The organism is Flavobacterium cucumis (assembly GCF_900148835.1).
In the GTDB taxonomy this organism is placed as follows: Bacteria; Bacteroidota; Bacteroidia; order Flavobacteriales; family Flavobacteriaceae; genus Flavobacterium; species Flavobacterium cucumis.
On sequence record NZ_FRYK01000003.1, the window covers coordinates 153,369 to 173,323 of the forward strand.

At 33.1% G+C, this 19,955-nt stretch carries 21 protein-coding genes; 14 read left to right on the forward strand and 7 right to left on the reverse strand.

Annotated features, from left to right (window positions below; genetic code table 11):
- Positions 1-30 precede the first annotated feature (30 nt).
- From BUE95_RS09535 to BUE95_RS09545, 3 genes are all read left to right on the forward strand, one after another.
- On the forward strand, positions 31-3,456 hold the full coding sequence (locus BUE95_RS09535; protein ID WP_073583831.1) for a methylmalonyl-CoA mutase family protein: 3,426 nt from the start codon (positions 31-33) through the stop codon (positions 3,454-3,456).
- Positions 3,457-3,592: 136 nt separating this feature from the next.
- Positions 3,593-4,198 carry a transposase gene (locus BUE95_RS09540; RefSeq protein WP_073584188.1) on the forward strand — a complete coding sequence of 202 codons (606 nt, stop codon included), beginning with the start codon at positions 3,593-3,595 and terminating at the stop codon, positions 4,196-4,198.
- Entirely contained in the window at positions 4,195-4,671 is a 477-nt protein-coding gene (locus tag BUE95_RS09545; RefSeq protein ID WP_073583833.1) for a GyrI-like domain-containing protein, read from the forward strand. Before BUE95_RS09540 ends, BUE95_RS09545 begins: the two co-directional genes overlap by 4 nt.
- Here the strand turns inward: BUE95_RS09545 and BUE95_RS09550 are convergent.
- Together BUE95_RS09550 and BUE95_RS13740 are read right to left on the reverse strand one after the other, a co-directional pair.
- Positions 4,668-5,039 carry a YchJ family protein gene (locus BUE95_RS09550; protein WP_073583835.1) on the reverse strand — a complete coding sequence of 124 codons (372 nt, stop codon included), beginning with the start codon at positions 5,037-5,039 and terminating at the stop codon, positions 4,668-4,670. The two genes, BUE95_RS09545 and BUE95_RS09550, sit on opposite strands and share 4 nt — an antisense overlap.
- A gap of 3 nt (positions 5,040-5,042) precedes the next feature.
- Complete coding sequence (locus tag BUE95_RS13740; protein ID WP_200778614.1) at positions 5,043-5,183, reverse strand: hypothetical protein; 141 nt, start codon at positions 5,181-5,183, stop codon at positions 5,043-5,045.
- Positions 5,184-5,290: 107 nt separating this feature from the next.
- Here BUE95_RS13740 and BUE95_RS09555 point away from each other — a divergent pair, with 107 nt between their 5' ends.
- Positions 5,291-5,800, forward strand: coding sequence for a hypothetical protein (locus BUE95_RS09555; RefSeq protein WP_073583837.1), 510 nt, complete (start codon positions 5,291-5,293; stop codon positions 5,798-5,800).
- Positions 5,801-5,853: 53 nt separating this feature from the next.
- Here the strand turns inward: BUE95_RS09555 and BUE95_RS09560 are convergent, their stop codons facing one another.
- Both BUE95_RS09560 and BUE95_RS09565 read right to left on the reverse strand, forming a co-directional pair.
- Positions 5,854-6,972, reverse strand: coding sequence for a GTP cyclohydrolase (locus BUE95_RS09560; protein ID WP_073583839.1), 1,119 nt, complete (start codon positions 6,970-6,972; stop codon positions 5,854-5,856).
- A 1-nt stretch (position 6,973) separates the two neighbouring features.
- On the reverse strand, positions 6,974-7,939 hold the full coding sequence (locus BUE95_RS09565) for a transporter (protein ID WP_073583841.1): 966 nt from the start codon (positions 7,937-7,939) through the stop codon (positions 6,974-6,976).
- A 107-nt stretch (positions 7,940-8,046) separates the two neighbouring features.
- On the opposite strand from BUE95_RS09565, the gene BUE95_RS09570 reads away from it, so the two are divergent.
- The 6 genes from BUE95_RS09570 to BUE95_RS09590 all read left to right on the forward strand — a co-directional run bounded on the left by BUE95_RS09570 (position 8,047) and on the right by BUE95_RS09590 (position 14,294).
- Positions 8,047-8,301, forward strand: coding sequence for a DUF4834 domain-containing protein (locus tag BUE95_RS09570; protein ID WP_073583843.1), 255 nt, complete (start codon positions 8,047-8,049; stop codon positions 8,299-8,301).
- A gap of 87 nt (positions 8,302-8,388) precedes the next feature.
- The gene (locus BUE95_RS09575) at positions 8,389-10,824 is read left to right on the forward strand and encodes a YfhO family protein (RefSeq protein WP_073583845.1); all 2,436 of its coding nucleotides are present in this window, start codon (positions 8,389-8,391) and stop codon (positions 10,822-10,824) included.
- Positions 10,825-10,830: 6 nt separating this feature from the next.
- Positions 10,831-11,049 (forward strand): hypothetical protein, encoded by a 219-nt coding sequence (locus BUE95_RS13575; RefSeq protein ID WP_143165267.1) that lies wholly within the window; start codon positions 10,831-10,833, stop codon positions 11,047-11,049.
- Complete coding sequence (locus BUE95_RS09580; RefSeq protein ID WP_073583847.1) at positions 11,046-11,513, forward strand: hypothetical protein; 468 nt, start codon at positions 11,046-11,048, stop codon at positions 11,511-11,513. The genes BUE95_RS13575 and BUE95_RS09580 overlap by 4 nt, the downstream gene beginning before the upstream one ends.
- Before the next feature lie 7 nt (positions 11,514-11,520).
- Entirely contained in the window at positions 11,521-12,813 is a 1,293-nt protein-coding gene (locus tag BUE95_RS09585; protein ID WP_073583849.1) for a glycosyltransferase family 4 protein, read from the forward strand.
- A gap of 17 nt (positions 12,814-12,830) precedes the next feature.
- Positions 12,831-14,294, forward strand: a complete 1,464-nt coding sequence (locus tag BUE95_RS09590; RefSeq protein ID WP_073583851.1) for an oligosaccharide flippase family protein — start codon at positions 12,831-12,833, stop codon at positions 14,292-14,294.
- A gap of 268 nt (positions 14,295-14,562) precedes the next feature.
- Here BUE95_RS09590 and BUE95_RS09595 read toward each other — a convergent pair whose 3' ends face one another.
- The 3 genes from BUE95_RS09595 to BUE95_RS09605 form a co-directional block, all read right to left on the reverse strand.
- Positions 14,563-15,255: a hypothetical protein gene (locus tag BUE95_RS09595; protein ID WP_143165268.1), complete on the reverse strand. Its 693-nt coding sequence runs from the start codon at positions 15,253-15,255 to the stop codon at positions 14,563-14,565.
- 244 nt (positions 15,256-15,499) lie between these two features.
- Positions 15,500-15,823: a CCC motif membrane protein gene (locus BUE95_RS09600; RefSeq protein ID WP_073583855.1), complete on the reverse strand. Its 324-nt coding sequence runs from the start codon at positions 15,821-15,823 to the stop codon at positions 15,500-15,502.
- A 12-nt stretch (positions 15,824-15,835) separates the two neighbouring features.
- Complete coding sequence (locus BUE95_RS09605) at positions 15,836-16,126, reverse strand: DUF2752 domain-containing protein (protein WP_073583857.1); 291 nt, start codon at positions 16,124-16,126, stop codon at positions 15,836-15,838.
- 110 nt (positions 16,127-16,236) lie between these two features.
- Between BUE95_RS09605 and BUE95_RS09610 the strand changes: the two genes are divergently transcribed.
- The 4 genes from BUE95_RS09610 (at position 16,237) to BUE95_RS09625 (ending at position 19,942) form a co-directional block, all read left to right on the forward strand.
- A complete protein-coding gene (locus tag BUE95_RS09610; RefSeq protein ID WP_073584190.1) occupies positions 16,237-16,434 on the forward strand; it encodes a hypothetical protein in 198 nt (65 codons plus the stop codon).
- Entirely contained in the window at positions 16,418-16,972 is a 555-nt protein-coding gene (locus tag BUE95_RS09615; RefSeq protein ID WP_073584192.1) for a Smr/MutS family protein, read from the forward strand. Before BUE95_RS09610 ends, BUE95_RS09615 begins: the two co-directional genes overlap by 17 nt.
- Before the next feature lie 169 nt (positions 16,973-17,141).
- A complete protein-coding gene (locus tag BUE95_RS09620) occupies positions 17,142-18,566 on the forward strand; it encodes a hypothetical protein (RefSeq protein WP_073583859.1) in 1,425 nt (474 codons plus the stop codon).
- A gap of 89 nt (positions 18,567-18,655) precedes the next feature.
- Positions 18,656-19,942 carry an anthranilate synthase component I family protein gene (locus BUE95_RS09625; protein WP_073583861.1) on the forward strand — a complete coding sequence of 429 codons (1,287 nt, stop codon included), beginning with the start codon at positions 18,656-18,658 and terminating at the stop codon, positions 19,940-19,942.
- Positions 19,943-19,955 lie beyond the last annotated feature (13 nt).

A 19,955-nucleotide genomic window follows, 5' to 3' on the forward strand; every position in this document is an offset into this window, starting at 1 on the left:
TGCACCCTTTAAAACGAACAAAAATTACATATGGAACTACAAACTCCTTATATTCCTAAAAATAAAGTAAGAATTGTGACCGCAGCGTCACTTTTTGATGGACACGATGCGGCCATTAATATCATGCGTAGAATTATTCAAGCTACGGGTGTTGAGGTGATTCACCTTGGACATGATAGAAGTGTGGAAGAAGTTGTAAATACCGCTATTCAAGAAGATGCAAATGCCATTGCGATGACTTCTTATCAAGGGGGGCATAATGAATATTTTAAATACATGTATGATTTGCTTAAAGAAAAAGGAGCGGCTCATATCAAAATATTTGGTGGTGGAGGTGGAGTAATTCTTCCTTCTGAAATTGAAGAGTTACATGCCTACGGAATCACTAAAATTTATTCGCCAGACGATGGTCGTGCCATGGGATTACAAGGTATGATTAACGACTTAGTTCAAAAAGCAGATTTTCCTGTGGGAGATGTGTTGAATGGAGAAGCCGATCATTTAGAAGAGAAAAATCCAAGAGCGATTGCTCGTGTAATTTCGGCAGCTGAAAACTTTCCTGAAATTGCAAAAGAAACTTTAGATAAAATTCACACTGCTAATGAAACTTCTAAGATTCCCGTATTAGGTATCACCGGAACAGGTGGAGCAGGAAAATCATCTTTAGTAGACGAATTAGTGCGTCGTTTCTTAATAGATTTCCCTGAAAAAACTATCGGATTAATTTCAGTGGATCCATCAAAACGTAAAACAGGTGGCGCTTTGTTAGGAGATAGAATTCGTATGAATGCGATTAACAATTCTCGTGTTTATATGCGTTCGTTAGCGACTCGTCAATCAAATTTAGCGTTATCAAAATATGTAGCCGAAGCGATTCAAGTGTTGAAAGCAGCTAAATATGATTTAATCATTTTAGAAACTTCAGGAATTGGACAATCGGATACTGAAATCCTTGACCATTCAGACGTTTCTTTGTATGTAATGACGCCTGAATTTGGTGCGGCAACACAGTTAGAGAAAATCGATATGTTGGATTTCGCTGATTTAGTAGCGTTAAATAAATTCGATAAACGTGGGGCTTTAGATGCGATTCGCGATGTGAAAAAACAATACCAACGCAATCATAATCTTTGGGATGTAGATACCGATAAGATGCCAATTTTTGGTACTATCGCTTCCCAATTCAATGATCCAGGAATGAATACGCTTTACAAATCTATCATGGATAAGATTGTAGCCAAAACAGGAGCGGATTTAAAATCGACTTTCGAAATCACGCGTGAAATGAGTGAGAAGATCTTCGTTATTCCACCACACAGAACCCGTTATTTATCGGAAATTGCAGAAAACAATAGAAAATATGACGAAACTGCTTTAACGCAAGTAGAAGTAGCGCAAAAATTATACGGAATTTTCAAAACCATCGAGTCAGTGAATGGTAATTTACCTCAAATTGATAAAGTTGGAATTATTGAAAGTTCTTTACAGATTAACGAAAACAACAAAGAGTTTTTAGGCTTATTATTAAAAGAATTCGACCGAGTAAAAATGAATTTAGACCCATACAATTGGGAAATTTTATTGACTTGGGAAGAAAAAGTAAATAAATATAAAAATCCGGTATACTCTTTTAAAGTTCGTGATAAAGAAATCAAAATTGAAACGCATACCGAATCATTATCACATTCTCAAATTCCAAAAGTGGCGTTACCAAAATACCAAGCTTGGGGTGATATCTTAAAATGGAATTTACAAGAAAACGTACCAGGAGAATTCCCATTTGCGTCTGGATTATATCCATTTAAACGTGAAGGTGAAGACCCAACGCGTATGTTTGCAGGAGAAGGTGGTCCAGAAAGAACGAATCGTCGTTTCCATTATGTTTCTTTGGGAATGCCAGCAAAACGTTTGTCAACCGCTTTCGACTCGGTAACGTTATATGGAAATGACCCAGACCACAGACCAGATATTTATGGCAAAATCGGAAATGCAGGAGTTTCGATTTGTTGTTTAGATGATGCTAAGAAATTATATTCAGGTTTCGATTTGAGTCACCCAGCGACCTCAGTTTCCATGACCATCAATGGTCCTGCACCAATGTTGTTAGGATTTTTTATGAATGCGGCTATTGACCAAAACTGTGAGAAATATATCAAAGAGAACGGTTTAGTAGCGGAAGTTGAGAAAAAGAAAAAAGAACTTTACGACGATAAAGGTTTAGAAAGGCCAAGATACAATGGTGAATTACCAGAAGGAAATGATGGTTTAGGTTTATTATTGTTAGGTCTAACAGGAGACCAAGTATTGCCAGCTGCTATATATCAAGATATTAAAGTAAAAACTTTAGCACAAGTTCGTGGTACTGTTCAAGCGGATATTTTAAAAGAAGATCAAGCGCAAAATACGTGTATTTTCTCGACAGAATTTGCATTGCGTTTAATGGGAGATGTTCAAGAATATTTCATTCAACAAAATGTGCGTAACTTCTATTCAGTTTCAATTTCAGGTTACCACATAGCAGAGGCAGGAGCCAATCCAATCACGCAGTTAGCGTTTACATTAGCAAATGGATTTACTTACGTAGAATATTATCTAAGTAGAGGAATGAATATCAACGACTTCGGTCCGAATTTATCATTCTTCTTCTCTAACGGAATTGATCCTGAATATGCGGTTATTGGTCGTGTGGCACGTAAGATTTGGGCAAAAGCCTTAAAAAACAAATACGGTGCCAACGAAAGAGCCCAAATGTTGAAATACCACATTCAAACATCAGGACGTTCGTTACATGCTCAAGAGATTGATTTCAATGATATTCGTACGACTTTACAAGCGTTATATGCGATTTACGATAACTGTAATTCGTTACACACGAATGCTTATGATGAAGCCATTACGACTCCAACAGAAGAATCAGTGCGTCGTGCAATGGCGATTCAGTTGATTATCAATAAAGAATTAGGTTTAGCGAAAAACGAAAATCCAATCCAAGGTTCTTTCATTATTGAAGAATTAACCGATTTAGTGGAAGAAGCGGTTTTACAAGAATTTGATAGAATTACCGAAAGAGGCGGAGTTCTCGGTGCAATGGAAACGATGTACCAAAGAAGTAAAATTCAAGAAGAATCGTTGTATTACGAAACGTTGAAGCATACAGGAGAATTCCCAATAATTGGAGTTAATACCTTCTTAAGTTCAAAAGGTTCGCCAACCGTTATTCCAGCAGAAGTGATTCGTGCAACAGAAGAGGAGAAGCAATTCCAAATCAAAACATTAGAGAATTTACATCAAGCCAAAGCAAAAGAGGTTGAAAATCAAATTTCAATTATTCAAGAAGCTGCGATTCAAAATCAGAATATTTTTGAAAAATTGATGGATGCCGCTAAAGTATGTTCGTTAGGACAAATCACCAGCGCATTATTCGAGGTGGGCGGCCAGTACCGAAGAAATATGTAATATTTTAAAAAATATATCCTGTAGAGACGCGATTTATCGCGTCTCTTTTTTTTGAATGTATTCAAAAAAAATCAAAATCATTTCGATTTTTCAAAATATTTTCTTTATTTCGTTAAACGATATACTATTATATGCCATGCAAAATAAATTTCAAAACAAATACCGCATTCCTGCTGCGCGTCTACAAATATGGGATTATTCCAATAACGGAGCCTATTTTATCACCATTTGCACCCAAAACCGACACCATTTTTTTGGACAAATTCAAAATCAAAAAATGCAATTATCCGAAATCGGAAAATTGGCAGAGAAATTTTGGTGTGAAATTCCCAATCATTTTCCAATGGTTCAATTGGGAAATTTTGTGGTGATGCCAAATCATGTTCATGGGGTTTTGATTATTGATAATTCCCAAACATCCGTAGAGACGCGATTAATCGCGTCTGATAATCATAATGTAAACAATAATATAGTAGAGACGCGATTAATCGCGTCTCTACAGGGTGGAACGGGTGGATTTTCAGGTGATAAAAATCCGATGTTGTGCAATTCGATCTCAAAAATCATTCGTTGGTACAAAGGGCGATGTTCATTCGAATGCAGACAAATCAATCCCAATTTCGCTTGGCAATCCCGATTTCATGATCACATTATTAGGAATTCAAAATCATTTGATACCATTCAAAATTATATAGAACAAAATCCATTAAAATGGAAAGAAGATACATTTTATAAAATATGAAACCAATAATCAAAACCTTTCCAACTACAAAATTCATCGGAATGAATAGTCGATTTTCGTATTCTGATTATCGAATAGGTGAATTATGGGAAAAATTTATGCCTAGGCGATATGAAATTCAAAATGTGATAGGTGCGGATTTGTTTAATATTCAAATCAATCCAGAAAATTTTGATTTCAATCCCCAAACCGAATTTGTAAAATGGGCTGCAATTCCTGTTTCAAATTTTGATTTTGTTCCTGAAGGAATGCAAACATTATTTGTAGAAGAAGGTTTGTATGCTGTTTTTAATCATGTAGGTGATGCTTCTAAAGCAAGAGAAACTTTTGCTTATATTTTTGGTGTTTGGTTGCCTAATTCGGAATATGAATTAGATAATCGACCACATTTTGAAATTTTAGGGGAAAAGTATAAAAGCAATAGTCCTGATTCTGAAGAAGAAATTCGGATTCCAATTAAGAAAACAATTTAATATTCTCCATCCACGTAAAACCATTTATCATTTTCGAATTTAAAAGTTGAATGTTCATAATGCACTTGTGCTTTTAAATTTTCGTCTAAAAAATACGCTTTGAAAGTTACTGTAGTTTTGGTTGAAGCTAAAACTTCTAATTTTAGCCATTTGTTAGCTTGACTCCAAGCTAAAATGTCTTTTTTGTTGTGGTAGCGTCTTTTTGAAATATGAGTAGTGTTTACTAAATAATCAGCGTCACCTGTTGCAAAAGCGCTGTAACGAGAACGCATTAATTTTTCGGCAGTTGGAGCATTTGTTACTCCTTTGATAAAAGGTTCACAACAATCTTGAAAGAGAGCAGCATTTCCACAGTAGCAATTCGACATAAATTACGATTTAGATTCGTTGAATTTTCTGGTGATTTCTTTTAATTTTTCGGCACGAGTATTCTTTTTTGCTTTTTCTTTTGCCTGTTCTTTGTGTAATTTATCGTTATGCGCTTTGATGTTTTTTGGATTATTTCTTCCCATTTTTGTTGTCTTTTTGGAGATTCAAAGATACAAATTTAAAATTGGATTAAAGTTTGGCACAACAATTGGTATTTAGGTAATAAGAAATAATATAAACTATAAAAATCATGAAAAAAATTACCCTATTGATAGCTTTTATCGGGATGATAACACTACAAAGTTGTACAGTTAACGAAGTTAGAGATGATATTGATAATGATACAATAAGTGAAGTTTTTGAAGTTACTCGTTCCTTTAGTACAGGCAATGGATTTAGTACTTTTGTTGATCTTGGTACTCCAATTTATGCGTCTGACATGATTTTAGTTTACCATCTATATGATGTAGTTGGTGGTCAAGATGTTTGGCGATTAATGCCTCAAACGTATTATTTTGATAATGGAGGCGAATTAGATTACAACTTTGATTTTACACAAAATGATGTTACTCTTTTTCTAGATGCTAATTTCCCATTAACAAACTTAGATTTTAGTTGGACACAAAATCAAACGTTCAGAATTGTAATTATTCCAGGCTATTTATCTAATAGAATGTCAACCCAAGTTGATTTTAGTGATTTTGATGCAGTTTTGAAAATGAATAACCTTAAGGAATCAAACATAAAAAAAATACCTTAAATAAATAATGCAAAGCCCTATAAATTAAACTTATAGGGCTTTTTAATTTTTAGTTAAATGTTTTTCATGTATGTTCTTCTTCTCTTCGTGATTTTAGAATTAAAATGTTTCCACAAATTATGGATGGCATGATTTTCCTCTAACTCAGGAGTTCTAATGCAGGTTTCAATTCCTTTTGCTAAACATATTTTATAATATTCGTCAAAAATGATCGCTGTTACCCCTTTACTTTGATATTCGGGTGTTATTCCAATTAGATAAAAAACCACCTCTTTTGAGTGCTTGCGAGCTTGTAATAAATGATAAAACCCAAAAGGAAATAACTTACCATTAGCCTTTTTAAGAGCTTTAGCAAAACCAGGCATTACAATAGCAAATGCAATCATATTGTCATTTTTATCTAAAATGAATTTGATGAACTCTGGATTGATAAAACTAATATACTTCTTTTTAAAATACGCTTTTTGTATATCGTTTATGGGAACAAAAGACTGTAGTTTCGAATACGTTTCATTAAACAAATCAAACATCTTGTCTACATAAGGCATAATGTCTTTTGTTTTGGTAAAGTTTAAACTTCGAAGTTCATATCTTTTTTTTATTAATTGACTCGCTTTCTGAAAAGGTTCTGGGTTTATCCCTTGAAAAGAAAAATCACTTTCAATGTATTCCTTTTCTTTTTTAAAGCCCAGTTGTTCAAAGTGTGTAATATAATAAGGCAAACTATACCAAGTTATCATATTACCAATTTGGTCAAATCCTTCGCTTAAAATTCCTACTTTGTCTAAGTTAGAAAACCCCATTGGGCCTTCCATGTGATTCATATGGTGTTTTTGGCCTAATTCTTCTACTTTAAGTAATAGTGCTTTAGTGACTTCGATATCATCAATAACGTCAAACCAACCAAATCTAACTTTTCTCTTTTCAAGTAAGTTAACCTCTTCCCAGTTTATTATAGCGGCCACTTTTCCTACTATTTTATTGTTTCTATAAGCAAGGTAGAAATGGGCTTCCGCTGTTTGAAAGGCAGGGTTTTTAGTTTTGTCAAACGTTTCTAGTTCATCTGCAATTATGGGGGGGATCCAATACGGATTATTTTTATACAATTCGAAAGAAAACATGATGAATTCTTTCATCTCTTTTTTGGTAACAGCTTCTCTTATTTCAATCATTTTATTCAACGGTATCTTTTCTTTTTTTTGCTTCTTTTTCGGCTTTTTTATTCATTTTTTTATCCATTTTACTGCCATTATTTTTCATGATTTTTACTTCTTCATATTGATCTGCAAATCGCCATGAAAAACCTATTCCGGCATTAAATAACCCAGGGGTGTCTTTGATGTTTTTTCCTATTGAGGCATCCACTTGCATATGATTATCAAACAAAAATGCAGCACCTAATCTAAAGACACTGTCACTGTAATAATCTCCTTTGTAGCCTTGGTTTTCAATAAATCCAGACCATTTTGAATTGAAACCTCTAATTAAAGTTATGATGTAATTTAAACTTGCAAAATCAGTTCCTATTTTGTCATAGGTTAAATTGGTAACAAATACCCATCTTCCTCCAAAGTGATTTTGAGCAATTGCTGTTACTTTTGGACTCACTGTAGGTTCTTCTATGGTAGCTGGGGCATAGTTAAATGGGTTCTCTCCAACATTAAAATTAGCTCCTGCATATAATGAGAACGCTGGAATAAATTGACGCCATTTGAATTTTTGATTGGCTTTCCAACTGTAAATGTTAACTTTTTCTTCATAGTTCTTGAAAGGGTCGTAAATTAAATATTTCGCTCCTAAGGTGAGTTGTTTGAAACCATTTCTCTTTTCTTCAAAAAAGCCTGAAGTTAATTTGTCATTTTGATATTGAAGTTCTCCAATTATTTCTAATTCTTCCTTCCAAACGCCATAACGAAGTACTAGTTCCCCCATGAAACCATTTGATTTGTAACCTAAAATTTCATGGTCTTCTGAAACATAATTTACACCTGTTTCAACTTGGAAAATTTTTTTTCCAACAGCAAATGCCATCATCGACTTTCCAGGACGATTGGAGTTAATTTCATCGGTAAATTGTCCAAATGAAGTTTGTGAAGTAGTACCTAAAAGTAGTATAAGAAATACCTGAATTGATTTCATAAAAAAAGATTTATGTCCAAAAATAGTTATTTTATCATAATTTTATGAAACAATTTTGAAGTTTTCCCAACCAATATCAGTATTTTTGAATTTTAAATTTTATTAGCATGGAGATGGCTTCACTTACAGGTTTTATAAAAACACTCTTTTATATTATTCTGTTTTATTATTTGTTTAAGTTTTTAATGCGAATTTTTGCCCCAATTTTAATGCAAAAGGCGGTCAATAAAATGCAAGAAAAAATGCAAGAACAGTACAGACAACAACAAGAACAATACAATAACACTTCTCAATCGACAAAAAATACACCAAAACCCAAAAAGGAAGTAGGAGAATACATCGATTATGAAGAGGTGAAATAATTCTACGTTTATCAACATTACCCAAAAGGATATTATTACAATATCCTTTTTTTAGTTACTTTAGCACCTTTATTTATTAACAATAATATGAAGAACATAAAAGCATTTTATCCCCATTTATTAGTTGTTGTTGGATTTATCTTAGTTTCGTTGTTTTATTTTTATCCCGTTTTAAAAGGAGATAAAATTTTCCAATCCGATATCGTGCAATACACCGGAATGGCAAAAGAACAAATTGATTTTAGAAAAGAAACTAGTGAGGAACCCTATTGGACGAATAGCGCTTTTGGTGGAATGCCAACCTATCAATTAGGAGCTAAATATCCAAATGATGTTATTGGAATGCTCGATGATGCTTTACGTTTTTTACCAAGACCAGCAGATTATTTATTTCTTTATTTCTTAGGTTTTTATGTGTTGTTAATGGTTTTGAAAGTAGATCCATTAAAAGCCTTTTTTGGTGCATTAGCTTTTGGATTATCAACCTATTTGATTATTATTTTAGGTGTTGGACACAATGCTAAAGCCCATGCTATTGCTTACATGCCAATGGTTGTGGCTGGAGTTTTATTGGTGTTTCAAAGAAAGTATATTATTGGAGGTGCGTTAACCATGGTGGCAGCAGCTTTAGAAATCAATGCCAATCACTTCCAAATGACCTATTATTTACTGTTATTGTTAGTCATTATTGCAGTTTATTATGTAGTAATTGCAATCAAAAATAAAGAATTCAAAGAGTTAGGTAAAGGAATTGGGGTATTTATTATTGCTGCAATTTTAGCTATCGGTGCTAATGCAACCAACTTGATGGCAACATCAGAATATGCTAAATTTTCTACCAGAAGTAACAGCGAATTAACTTTTAATCCTGACGGTTCCCCTAAAACGGATAGCAATGCGATGTCGTATGAATATATCACGGAATATAGTTACGGAATTGCAGAAAGTTTAAACTTGATTGCACCAGGACTTTTTGGAGGTTCTAACAATGAAAATTTGGGAATTGAATCGGAAACGTATCAAAACTTTGTGGCGCAAGGTTATCCAGCTGACCAAGTTCAAGGTTTTGTGGAACACGCTCCAGCGTATTGGGGAGCACAGCCTATTGTTGCGGCACCAGCTTACATAGGAGTAGTAGTGTTTTTCTTATTCGTAATGGCATTTTTTGTGGAAAAACGAAATATCAAATACTTATTTTTAGCTGGAGCAGTATTTTCATTATTACTTTCTTGGGGTAAGAATTTCAGTATTTTGACGGATTTCTTTATTAATTATGTTCCATTATATGACAAATTTAGAGCGGTTTCGTCTATTCAAGTGATTTTAGAATTGTGTGTTCCTGCTTTAGCTATTATTGGATTGTACCAATTTTTCAAACAAGATGAAAAAGCAAAATGGAACGCCCTTTGGAAATCAGGAGCTATCACTTTCGGACTTTTAGTCGTATTATTCCTCATTAAAGGAATGTTTAATTTCTCATCTGCAAACGATGCAGTGTATGCGCAAGCCTATGGAGACGAATTCATCCGAACTTTAAAATTAGACCGTGAAGCACTATATACCTCGGATGTTTTGCGTTCGATGTTGTTCGTGGAATTAACTTTTGCTGTTTTATTCCTTTTCGTAAAAAATATGATGAAGGAAACTACGGCGATTATTGCGGTTGGAGTTTTAATGGTTTTCGATTTGTTTATGGTAGACAAACGTTATGTAAACAACAATCCCGATCAATTCAAAAGCGCAAGAGAAGTCGATATGCCATTTGAACCAACAGAAGCCGACCAAAGAATTCTAGCCGATACAACACATTTCCGAGTTTTTGAAGTAGAAGGAGGAATGAGCAGCGCTAGAACATCGTATTTCCATAAATCGATTGGAGGTTATCATGCTGCGAAACCAAGAAGAATGCAACAATTGTTCGACTACCAAATCGCTAAAAATAACGTTCGTGTATTAAACATGTTAAACGTTAAATACGTTATCCAATCCGATGAAAACGGACAAAAATTAGCTTTAGCAAATCCTGCAGCGAATGGAAATGCTTGGTTTGTAGAGAAAATTAGGTTTGTGAATTCTGCCAATGAAGAAATGAAAGCTTTGGATAGTTTGGATAATAAAAAAGAGGCTGTAATTAGTAATTATGATTTTGGAACATTTTTTAAACCAGTATTTAAAAAAGATTATGTAGTTGATTCACTTGCTCAAATTAAATTAGTAAGCTATAAGCCTAATTATTTAAAATATATTTCAAATAATTTTAATGAAGGAATAGCTATTTTCTCTGAAATGTATTACGAAAATGGATGGAATGTCTATATTAATGGGGAAAAAGATTCAATGTTAAGAGCAAACTACGTTCTAAGAGGTTTGCAAATTCCAGCAGGAAAACACACTATCGAATTCAAATTTGAACCTCAAGTGGTAAAAACAGGTAGCACCATCGCATTAATGAGTTCAATCGGAATGCTTTTATTGATTGGAGCTGGAGTTTATTTTGAGCTAAAGAAAAAGATTCAAGATTAACGATTTTTGATTTTTGAACTTGAATATTTTGTAAATTTGAAAGAATATCTGTCAAAGAAAATGGAGGCAAAATTGAATCACGATAAACCCGAAAAGTTAGAAGCTAAGCGAATAGCTGAAGTAAAATCGCTCTCTTACATAGAACGATTAGAACGATTGATGGCTATTATTGAGCTTTCTTATTCTTTAAAAAATGCTCCCAAAATTTATCCCATTAAGAAATGATTGCACAAATTTTAAATATTTGGAAATCTTTTCAAAAGCATAAGGTAAAGTACATCACCATTGGTGGTTTTGCGGTTAACATTTATGGATATAACCGAAATACCGGAGATTTAGATATTTTAATAGAAGATTCGATTGAAAATAGAAAAAATCTTAGAAAAGCGTTTGTTGAAATTGGTATAGGAGATTTTGAATCTATTGAAACGATGCAATTTATTCCAGGCTGGACCGATTTTACATTAGACTTTGGACTTCGTTTAGATGTCATGACTTCCATTAAGGGTTTGGAGGATAAATCATTTGATTCTCTTTTGTCTGATGCTACAATTGTAATGTTAGGCGACATTCCTGTTAGTTTTATTGATTATAAAAATCTAGTCATTGCAAAAAAAGCAACGAACAGACTCAAGGATCAACTAGATTTAGAAGAATTAGGAAAATTAAATGACAATATTGAATCATAACTGAATTTTGAAAACCAAAAAAATACTCATCATATCGTATTACTGGCCACCAGCAGGAGGTCCAGGCGTACAGCGTTGGTTAAAATTCGTTAAATATTTACCCGATTTTAACATTGAACCTCACGTTTATATTCCAGAAAATCCTACATATCCTTTGCTTGATGAGAAATTATTGAGTGATGTTTCTGATAAAGCGATTATCATCAAACAACCCATTTTTGAACCCTATGGATTGGCTTCGGTTTTTTCAAAAAATAAGACTAAAAAAATCAGTTCTGGAATCATTCCAAATCAGAAAAAGCAGTCGTTTGTTGAAAAAGCAATGCTTTGGATTCGTGGTAATGTTTTTATTCCAGATGCGAGAGTATTTTGGGTGAAACCTTCGGTTAAGTTTTTGAAACAATATCTTCAAGAACATCAAATCGATACGATAATAACGACTGGTCCGCCACATAGTTTGCATTTGATTGGTTTGCAATTGAAAAAAGAGCTCAACATCACTTGGATGGCTGATTTTCGAGATCCTTGGACAACGATTGGCTATCATAAACAATTAAAATTGAGTTCGTGGGCTGCCAAAAAGCATAAAGATTTGGAGAAAGAAGTTATGACGACTTGCGACCAACTTATAGTAACTTCTCCGACGACAAAAGCCGAATTTGAAACAATTACATCAAAACCTATTGAAGTAATTACAAATGGTTATGACGTGGAAAGAGTAATCAAAAAGCCTTTGGATGAAAAATTCACTTTGGCACACATCGGTTCGTTTTTATCGGCTAGAAATCCAAGAATTTTATGGAAAGCTTTGAAAGAATTAACCAAAGAAAATCCAGAATTCAAAAAACAGTTCCAATTAAAATTGATAGGAGCGGTAAGTGCTGAGGTACTTCAGGCAATTAAAGAATTTAGGTTGGAGCGATATGTAAATCATTTAGGTTATCTGCCTCACGATGAAGCTATAATTGAACAAAGAAGTTCACAAGTATTGTTATTAATTGAAATTGATTCAGAAGAGACCAAGTGTATTATTCCTGGAAAATTATTCGAATATATGGTTTCAGAGCGACCAATTATCGCCATCGGACCAGAAAAAGCTGATTTTGCTCAAATAATTAAAGAAACAAATACCGGAACTTTCTTCAAATATGATGAATTAGAAGCTTTAAAAGCACAAATTCTGACTTTTTTCGAGCAATATCAACAAAATAATTTGAAAGTGTATCCGGTTGGTTTACAACAATACAGTAGAAAATCATTGACCGAAAAATTAGCCAAACGGCTAATCACGAATCACTAATCACTTTTCACTAAAACATGGGAATTGTCATCAAGCAATCGATTAAAAACACCATCATAACCTATATCGGTTTTGGAATTGGCGCGATTAATACGTTATTTATGTATGGACAATTTTTGGGGGATACCTTTTATGGTTTGGTCGGTTTCATTTTGTCAGCAGCCAATATTATGATGCCTTTGATGGCGTTTGGAGTTCATAATACCTTGGTGAAATTTTATAATGAGTATGAAACGGAAGAGAAAAAATCACAATTTCTAACCTTTGTTTTGGTTTTACCTTTATTAATTGTACTTCCCATAAGTTTGATTGGCTATTTAGGCTATCATCAAATTGCCGAATTATTATCGCAGAAAAATTCAATTGTTTACGATTATGTGTGGCAAATTCCTGTAATCGGGCTTTGTATGGGTTATTTTGAGATTTTTTATGCTTGGGTAAAAGTACATATGCAATCGGTTTATGGGAGTTTTGTAAAAGAAGTGCTACTTCGAATCCTGATTTCTATCTTTTTATTCGCGGTTTATTTTAATGTGATTTCGCCACAACAATTTGTTTTTGCTTTGATGGGAATTTACTTTTTATCGCTTTTAACCATGTTTTTTTACGCAATGAAAGTGAAATTACCACATTTAAAATTGGTTTTTCCAGACAATTACAAAGCAATTCTAACGTATTGTTTTTTTATTATCTTGTCTGGAAGTGTTGCTAATATGTTGTTAGATGTCGATAAATTCATGCTGAATTTTTACATCAATATCGATAATATCGCTTTTTATTCGGTTGCTATATTTATTGCAACAGTGATTGCAGTACCAAGTCGCGCCATGCACCAGATTACTTATCCCATTACAGCAAAATTAATGAGTGAAAATAAGCATGAGGAATTAAACGAATTGTATAAAAAGTCTTCGATTACGCTTCAGGTTATTGGTGGTTTGATTTTAGTTGGGATTTTAGTTAATAGCAATCAATTGTACACGGTTTTGCCGAAAGGATATAGCGAAGGAATTGCTGTCGTTTTCTTAATCGGAATTTCTAAGTATTTCGATTTGATTTTAGGAAATAACAATTCGATTATTTTTAATTCGAAATATTATAGAGCAGTATTGTTTTTAGGATTGTTCCTAGTTTTTCTTACGGTTTCCTTAAATATGATTTTTATTCCGTTATACGGCTTGAATGGAGCAGCTATAGCAACCTTAATTTCCATTACGTTATATAGTTTGTCTAAATTACTGTTTGTTGTGCTTAAAATGAGGCTATTTCCGTTTACTAGAAATACGATTGTCTCGTTAGTTTTGGCAATAATTACTTTTGGAGTGTTTTATTATTGGGATTTCAATTTTCATCCTTTTGTAAATATAATCTTGAAATCCATTTTAGTGACTATTTTCTACTTAGGATTGAGTTATTATTTGAAGATTTCTTCAGATATTAATTTTGTAATGATGTCTGTTTTTAAGAGAATATTCAAATAATAATTGCACACAAAGACGCTATGGCACATTTTTTTTAAAACCAATAAGTTATTCAAGTTTGTTTTCTATGTTTATTATGTAAAGTTAAACGACTAAAATTACTCACAAAGTATAGCTATTAATCTATGTCTTTAAAAAAGTTTAAAAGTTCAGTTAAGTTATTTTTTTAAATTGATTTTTGAATTTGACTTTACGTTTGAACATAAAAAATCCTGCATCATCTTCTTAGAATCCGCAGGATTTAAAAACAAACTTAACCAACCAATTTTTATTTTTTCTTCATTTCAAAAATTTCTTTTTTGATTTCTTTTACATCATCATCAGACATTTTCGCTTTAGAACCGTCTTTTCTGTAGTAATAATAGTCTTCGTCGCTTCCGAAATCATCATCGTAATCGTCTCCGTAGTCATAACCACCGTTTCCGCCATTATAATGAGTACCTCTTGGGTTGTAAAGATAGCCGTTGTTTCCATGGTTAATAAAACCATATACATTTACTATTCGTCCTCTTCTGTCGTAAACAATTCGCATGTTACCCACTTTTGTTACCGCAAAACTATTGTAAGTCATGTAAATCGTTCCAATGCGTTTTACTCTACCAAAAGCATCATAGTTGATATACACATTTCCTACGCGTCTTACTCTACCAAAGTTATCGTGCTCAATGCGAACCCCTCTCTCAGATGGACCATAATATTCTCGAGTTCTTGGAGCGCCATTAGTTCTGTTTACATGATATCTTATACCAGTAGGTCTTGTGTTGAAATCAAATTCTCCATTTGGAAACAACATAAACTCAATACCTCGTTCTTTAAAAATGATAGGTTCGGCATCTCGATAATCGATGTAATACCCTCTTCTGTTTGTATTGTCAGAAAAAACAGAGCTTTCTGACGCTAATGCCAAGTTTCCTACCAGAACGATACTGGCTACTACTAAAAGTGTAATTTTTTTACTCATGAAATACAGATTTAGTTTTCGGAATTCGTGAATCATCGATTTCATAATACAACAATTTAAAAGTTGGGCAACTTCATTTTAAAATTCGTTTCCAAAACGGTTGCTTGATTATGGAATTTCAATTGCTGTGCCAAACTCAAAAAAAGTGTTGTAAACGAGTTGTTAATGAGTTGTTATTAAATAAAAAAAGAACGCTAACTGTTTGATAGCGTTCTTTTTAAATTGTAGATTTTATTCGATAGTATTAACTTCCGTATCTTCTCATCATTTCTTGTTGCATTTGTTCAATACCCTCCATTCCTAAAGTTGAGAATAAAAAGATTACATAAATTAAATAAATAACTCCTAATGCAATTCCGATAATACTTAAGATTTTTCCTATTTTTAAATTGTTGTAGTTAGTGTATACACTTGGGTTTTCAGCATATAGTTTAGCATCTTTATTGGCTAAAACTAATCCAATAGCTCCAAGGATAATACTAATGATTCCATAACAACAACAGGTTAAAATAGAGAAGATTCCTAAAATTAGGACAGCGGTAGCATTAGGTAATTTTTGATTTTCCATAAAATATAAAGTTTAATTGGTTACGGTATTAGAATATATTTTGATAAAATAAGCTATTAGTAATACGGCTCCATTTAAAACGGCGCTTGCAATAACTAATTTATAGTAGTTTCTTTTTTTATCAAAAAGATGAAATCCCAAAAGAATAAAAAACAAACCTAATGTATAAATCGCAGGAAACATTTTAAAAGCTTCCCAAAATTCACCTTCTAATAAAAAAGCAATGGCTCTTTGTGTTCCGCAACCTGGACATTCAACTCCAAAAAGTTGTTTGTTCATACAAGGTAACATGTGTTCTTCCATAATGCTTTTTTGTGGTTAAAAATTGTTCCACAAGTTTACAAAAAAAAGTTCAAAAACAAATACTAATTTTAAAAGCACTACTTTTGAAAACTTTATTTAAAGAGAAAATTATGAAACAATTTTTATACATTTTGGTGTTCGCAGCGGTCGGAATTTTTGCCATGATGGAACAATCAAAACCAGCTCCAAATCGATTTATTATGATAGGAGCAATGGCTGTTTTTATGTTTGGATTATTTAGATTAATGAAGAAAATTCCATCTAAAAATGATGGAGAAAACGAAGAAGAAAATGGCACAGAAATTTGAAATAGGAGATAAGGTTGCGGTTTTAGACGACGACATCTCCGGAGTAGTAATTAAGGTTCAAAACAATGAAATTTCAGTGGAAACAACTGATAAATTTGTGATGACATTTTTTGTCAACGAATTAGTTAAAATAAATAATTCCAATGAGTTAAGTGGTTTTTTCTCTACTCAAAGTTTAGGTTCTGTTTTAAAAGATAAAGAAGAGCCAAAAAAGCGCAATTTTGTCAAGGAAAAGCGTTCTCGTAAGGATGAATTTGTCTTAGAAGTGGATTTGCACATTGAAAAGTTAGTGCCTTCAAAACGTGGAATGAGCAACTATGATATTTTAACGTTACAAGTAGAAACAGCAAAACGGCAACTCGATTTTGCAATCAAAAATCGGTTGCCAAAAGTGGTACTTATTCATGGCGTAGGTGAAGGTGTTTTGAAAGCCGAATTAGATTTTATGTTGGGGCGATATGATACCATTTCGTTCCAAGATGCGAACTATCAAAAATATGGTTTGGGAGCTACTGAAGTTTATATTAAACAAAAGTAGGAACTAGAAATTGTTATGATTTTTGGTCATGTAATTTAAGTAGCTTTCTCAAAAACTGATTTTCTATTTTTTACGTAAGTACATATACATTGTTATAAATAATTGTTAAACAGTGTATCAGGCTTTTTAATTAGGTAGTTAAGGTTTAATTTTGCAAAAAAAATAAAATATGATTAAGAAATTACTTCTGTTTTTTGTATTTACTTCAATTGTTTCTCATGCTCAAATAGGAATTGGTACAACTGCTCCAGATCCCTCTTCAATGTTAGATATTAGAAGTACTAATGCTGGTTTGTTGATTCCTAGAGTCAATCTAACATCAACTACAGACAATGTTACGATTCCAAACCCAGCCTTAAGCTTAATGGTTTACAACTTGGCTACTCAAAATGATGTAACTCCTGGATTCTATTTTTGGCAAGGAGGTTCTTGGAGTGCTTTGTCACAATCCACTATTCCGACTACACCCACTTCAGGATGGGGTTTAAATGGAAATACTTTAACAACGGGAAGTGAATTTCTTGGAAGTACAAATTATCAACCCTTGCATTTTAGAGTGAATAACCAACAAGTTGGTAGATTCCATCCAAATGGGGGCATCGCTTTCGGAGTAGGTGCTCTTGCAAATGATAATCATTCAATTGCAATTGGTTCAGGAGCAAGATCTTCAACCAGTAATCAAGCAATTGCTATTGGACAGGCTTCTAACGCTTCAGGTTTTCAAGCTACAGCTATAGGTTTTCAATCTAGCGCAACAGCTAACAACACATTATCTTTTGGAACCAATGCAGCCGCATCAGGTTTTCAATCCTACAGTTTTGGGGTAAATTCTGTTTCGAATACAAACAATGCTTTAGCACTCGGAACAAGTTCAAGAGCAACAGGTCAACAAGCGACTGCTTTAGGAAATGAAGCGAATGCAAGTGCACAAAATGCAACTGCTATTGGATATCAAGCAATTGCAACACAATCCAATTCTATAATTTTAGGAAGTTCAACAAATACTAACAATAGAGTGGGTATAGGAACAAATACTCCAGATGAACGTTTGCACATTAACGGTTCTGTTAAAATAGTAGATGGTACACAAGGCGCTGGTAGAGTGTTAACTTCTGACGCAACTGGTAGAGCTAGTTGGACAAATTCTCCAGGTCTAAAAGCATATGCTGATATTTATAATAATGTAAATCGTATTATTTCAAACGGAACAAATAGTGTTTCATTTGGTTCAACTAATGCATCATCAAATATTACAGTTAGTAATACAGGTTTTACAATTTTAACCACTGGAAGATATAGAATCTCATATAGATTAACTTTATTGAACAATAGTAATAGAGAGGTTGATTTAACATATAATTTACTTCTAGGTAATAATGTAATACCAGCTTCATTGAGTGTCACAAGGTTAAATCCAAATGTAAACGAGAGAATTTCTTTGAGTGCTAATGTTATTGTGAATTTGACAGCTGGTCAGACAGTATCTCTTGCAGGTACCCCGGTCTATTTTCAAAATGGTGGTGGAAATGGGAATGGAAACAGTGCTTTTCTTATTGCTAACGGATGTAATATGACAATAGAGTTGATTGATTAAGAATTTAAAAAAAAAAGAAAACCCATTCGAAAGAATGGGTTTTCTTTTAAGATTTAATGTCGTATTTTTGATTTCTTAATTTATTAACCTTGAGAGCCATATTTTCTAAGAAAATCACTAATGCGTTAGTTTTTAAAAAACAACTTTTAATTTGGGCCAACCAATACAGAGAAGTTGTTTTTTTAGATTCGAACCAGTATCATCAAAAGTATTCGAGTTACGATGCAGTTTTAGCAGTTGATGCTTTTACTTCAATTAAAACTGATTACGAAAATGCCTTTCAAGATTTGTATCAGTATCAAAGTCAAGCCAAAGATTGGTTGTTTGGCTATTTATCTTATGATTTAAAAAACGATACCGAAGCTTTACATTCTAACAATTTCGACGGATTAGAATTCCCAGATTTGTTTTTCTTTCAACCCAAAAAGTTGTTTTTAATAAAAGATAATGAAGTCGAAATCCAGTATTTGAGATTGTGTGATGATGAAATAGAAACGGATTTCAATGCTATTATTTCAACAGAACTTTGCGACTTTGCGATTTTGCGAGAAATTACAATAAATCAGAGAATTTCAAAAGAAAATTACCTTTCCAAAGTTTCCAAAATGCTCGAACACATTCACCGTGGCGACATCTATGAAGCGAATTTCTGCATGGAATTTTTTGCCGAAAATGCTCAAATCGAACCTTTGGAAATCTATCAAAAACTGAATGCAATTTCCGATTCACCATTTGCGGTGTATTTCAAGAATAATGTTCACTATTTACTTTCCGCTTCACCTGAACGTTATTTAAGAAAAGAAGGAAATAAAGTCATTTCCCAACCCATTAAAGGCACGGCCAGAAGAAGTTTCGATTTAGAGCAAGACAAACAATTAAAATTTGATTTAGCTCAAAACGAAAAAGAGCGTTCTGAAAACATCATGATTGTCGATTTAGTTCGAAATGATTTATCGCATACCGCAACAAAAGGAAGCGTTCAAGTAGAAGAATTGTGTGCGATTTATACTTTTAAGCAAGTACATCAAATGATTTCTACAGTTGTATCCGAAGTAGAAAATACAACATCTCCCATTGAAATTCTAAGAACTACTTTTCCTATGGGGAGCATGACGGGTGCGCCAAAGATCTCAGCCATGCAAATCATAGAAACATTGGAAGAAACAAAACGCGGATTGTACAGTGGAGCAGTGGGTTATTTTACTCCAAATGGCGATTTTGATTTTAATGTAGTCATTCGAAGTATTTTATACAATTCAAAAAAGCAGTATTTGTCTTTTTCAGTAGGTAGTGCCATAACATCTCAAGCCTTTCCTGAGAATGAGTATGAAGAATGTTTGTTGAAAGCAAAAGCGATGTTTGAGGTTTTAAGCTAACGAAAAGTTATAA

Excerpts from the sequence above, each read along its gene's own strand:
- BUE95_RS09580 (WP_073583847.1), top strand. The coding sequence starts at position 11,046 with ATGATTGCACAAATTTTAAATATTTGGAAATCTTTTCAAAAGCATAAG.
- BUE95_RS09540 (WP_073584188.1), top strand. The coding sequence starts at position 3,593 with ATGCAAAATAAATTTCAAAACAAATACCGCATTCCTGCTGCGCGTCTA.
- BUE95_RS09550 (WP_073583835.1), bottom strand. The coding sequence starts at position 5,039 with ATGTCGAATTGCTACTGTGGAAATGCTGCTCTCTTTCAAGATTGTTGT.
- BUE95_RS09560 (WP_073583839.1), bottom strand. The coding sequence starts at position 6,972 with ATGATTGAAATAAGAGAAGCTGTTACCAAAAAAGAGATGAAAGAATTC.
- BUE95_RS09555 (WP_073583837.1), top strand. The coding sequence starts at position 5,291 with ATGAAAAAAATTACCCTATTGATAGCTTTTATCGGGATGATAACACTA.
- BUE95_RS09620 (WP_073583859.1), top strand. The coding sequence starts at position 17,142 with ATGATTAAGAAATTACTTCTGTTTTTTGTATTTACTTCAATTGTTTCT.
- BUE95_RS09535 (WP_073583831.1), top strand. The coding sequence starts at position 31 with ATGGAACTACAAACTCCTTATATTCCTAAAAATAAAGTAAGAATTGTG.
- BUE95_RS09575 (WP_073583845.1), top strand. The coding sequence starts at position 8,389 with ATGAAGAACATAAAAGCATTTTATCCCCATTTATTAGTTGTTGTTGGA.
- BUE95_RS09595 (WP_143165268.1), bottom strand. The coding sequence starts at position 15,255 with ATGAGTAAAAAAATTACACTTTTAGTAGTAGCCAGTATCGTTCTGGTA.
- BUE95_RS09610 (WP_073584190.1), top strand. The coding sequence starts at position 16,237 with ATGAAACAATTTTTATACATTTTGGTGTTCGCAGCGGTCGGAATTTTT.
- BUE95_RS09565 (WP_073583841.1), bottom strand. The coding sequence starts at position 7,939 with ATGAAATCAATTCAGGTATTTCTTATACTACTTTTAGGTACTACTTCA.
- BUE95_RS09545 (WP_073583833.1), top strand. The coding sequence starts at position 4,195 with ATGAAACCAATAATCAAAACCTTTCCAACTACAAAATTCATCGGAATG.
- BUE95_RS09570 (WP_073583843.1), top strand. The coding sequence starts at position 8,047 with ATGGAGATGGCTTCACTTACAGGTTTTATAAAAACACTCTTTTATATT.
- BUE95_RS09615 (WP_073584192.1), top strand. The coding sequence starts at position 16,418 with ATGGCACAGAAATTTGAAATAGGAGATAAGGTTGCGGTTTTAGACGAC.
- BUE95_RS13740 (WP_200778614.1), bottom strand. The coding sequence starts at position 5,183 with ATGGGAAGAAATAATCCAAAAAACATCAAAGCGCATAACGATAAATTA.
- BUE95_RS09590 (WP_073583851.1), top strand. The coding sequence starts at position 12,831 with ATGGGAATTGTCATCAAGCAATCGATTAAAAACACCATCATAACCTAT.
- BUE95_RS09600 (WP_073583855.1), bottom strand. The coding sequence starts at position 15,823 with ATGGAAAATCAAAAATTACCTAATGCTACCGCTGTCCTAATTTTAGGA.
- BUE95_RS09605 (WP_073583857.1), bottom strand. The coding sequence starts at position 16,126 with ATGGAAGAACACATGTTACCTTGTATGAACAAACAACTTTTTGGAGTT.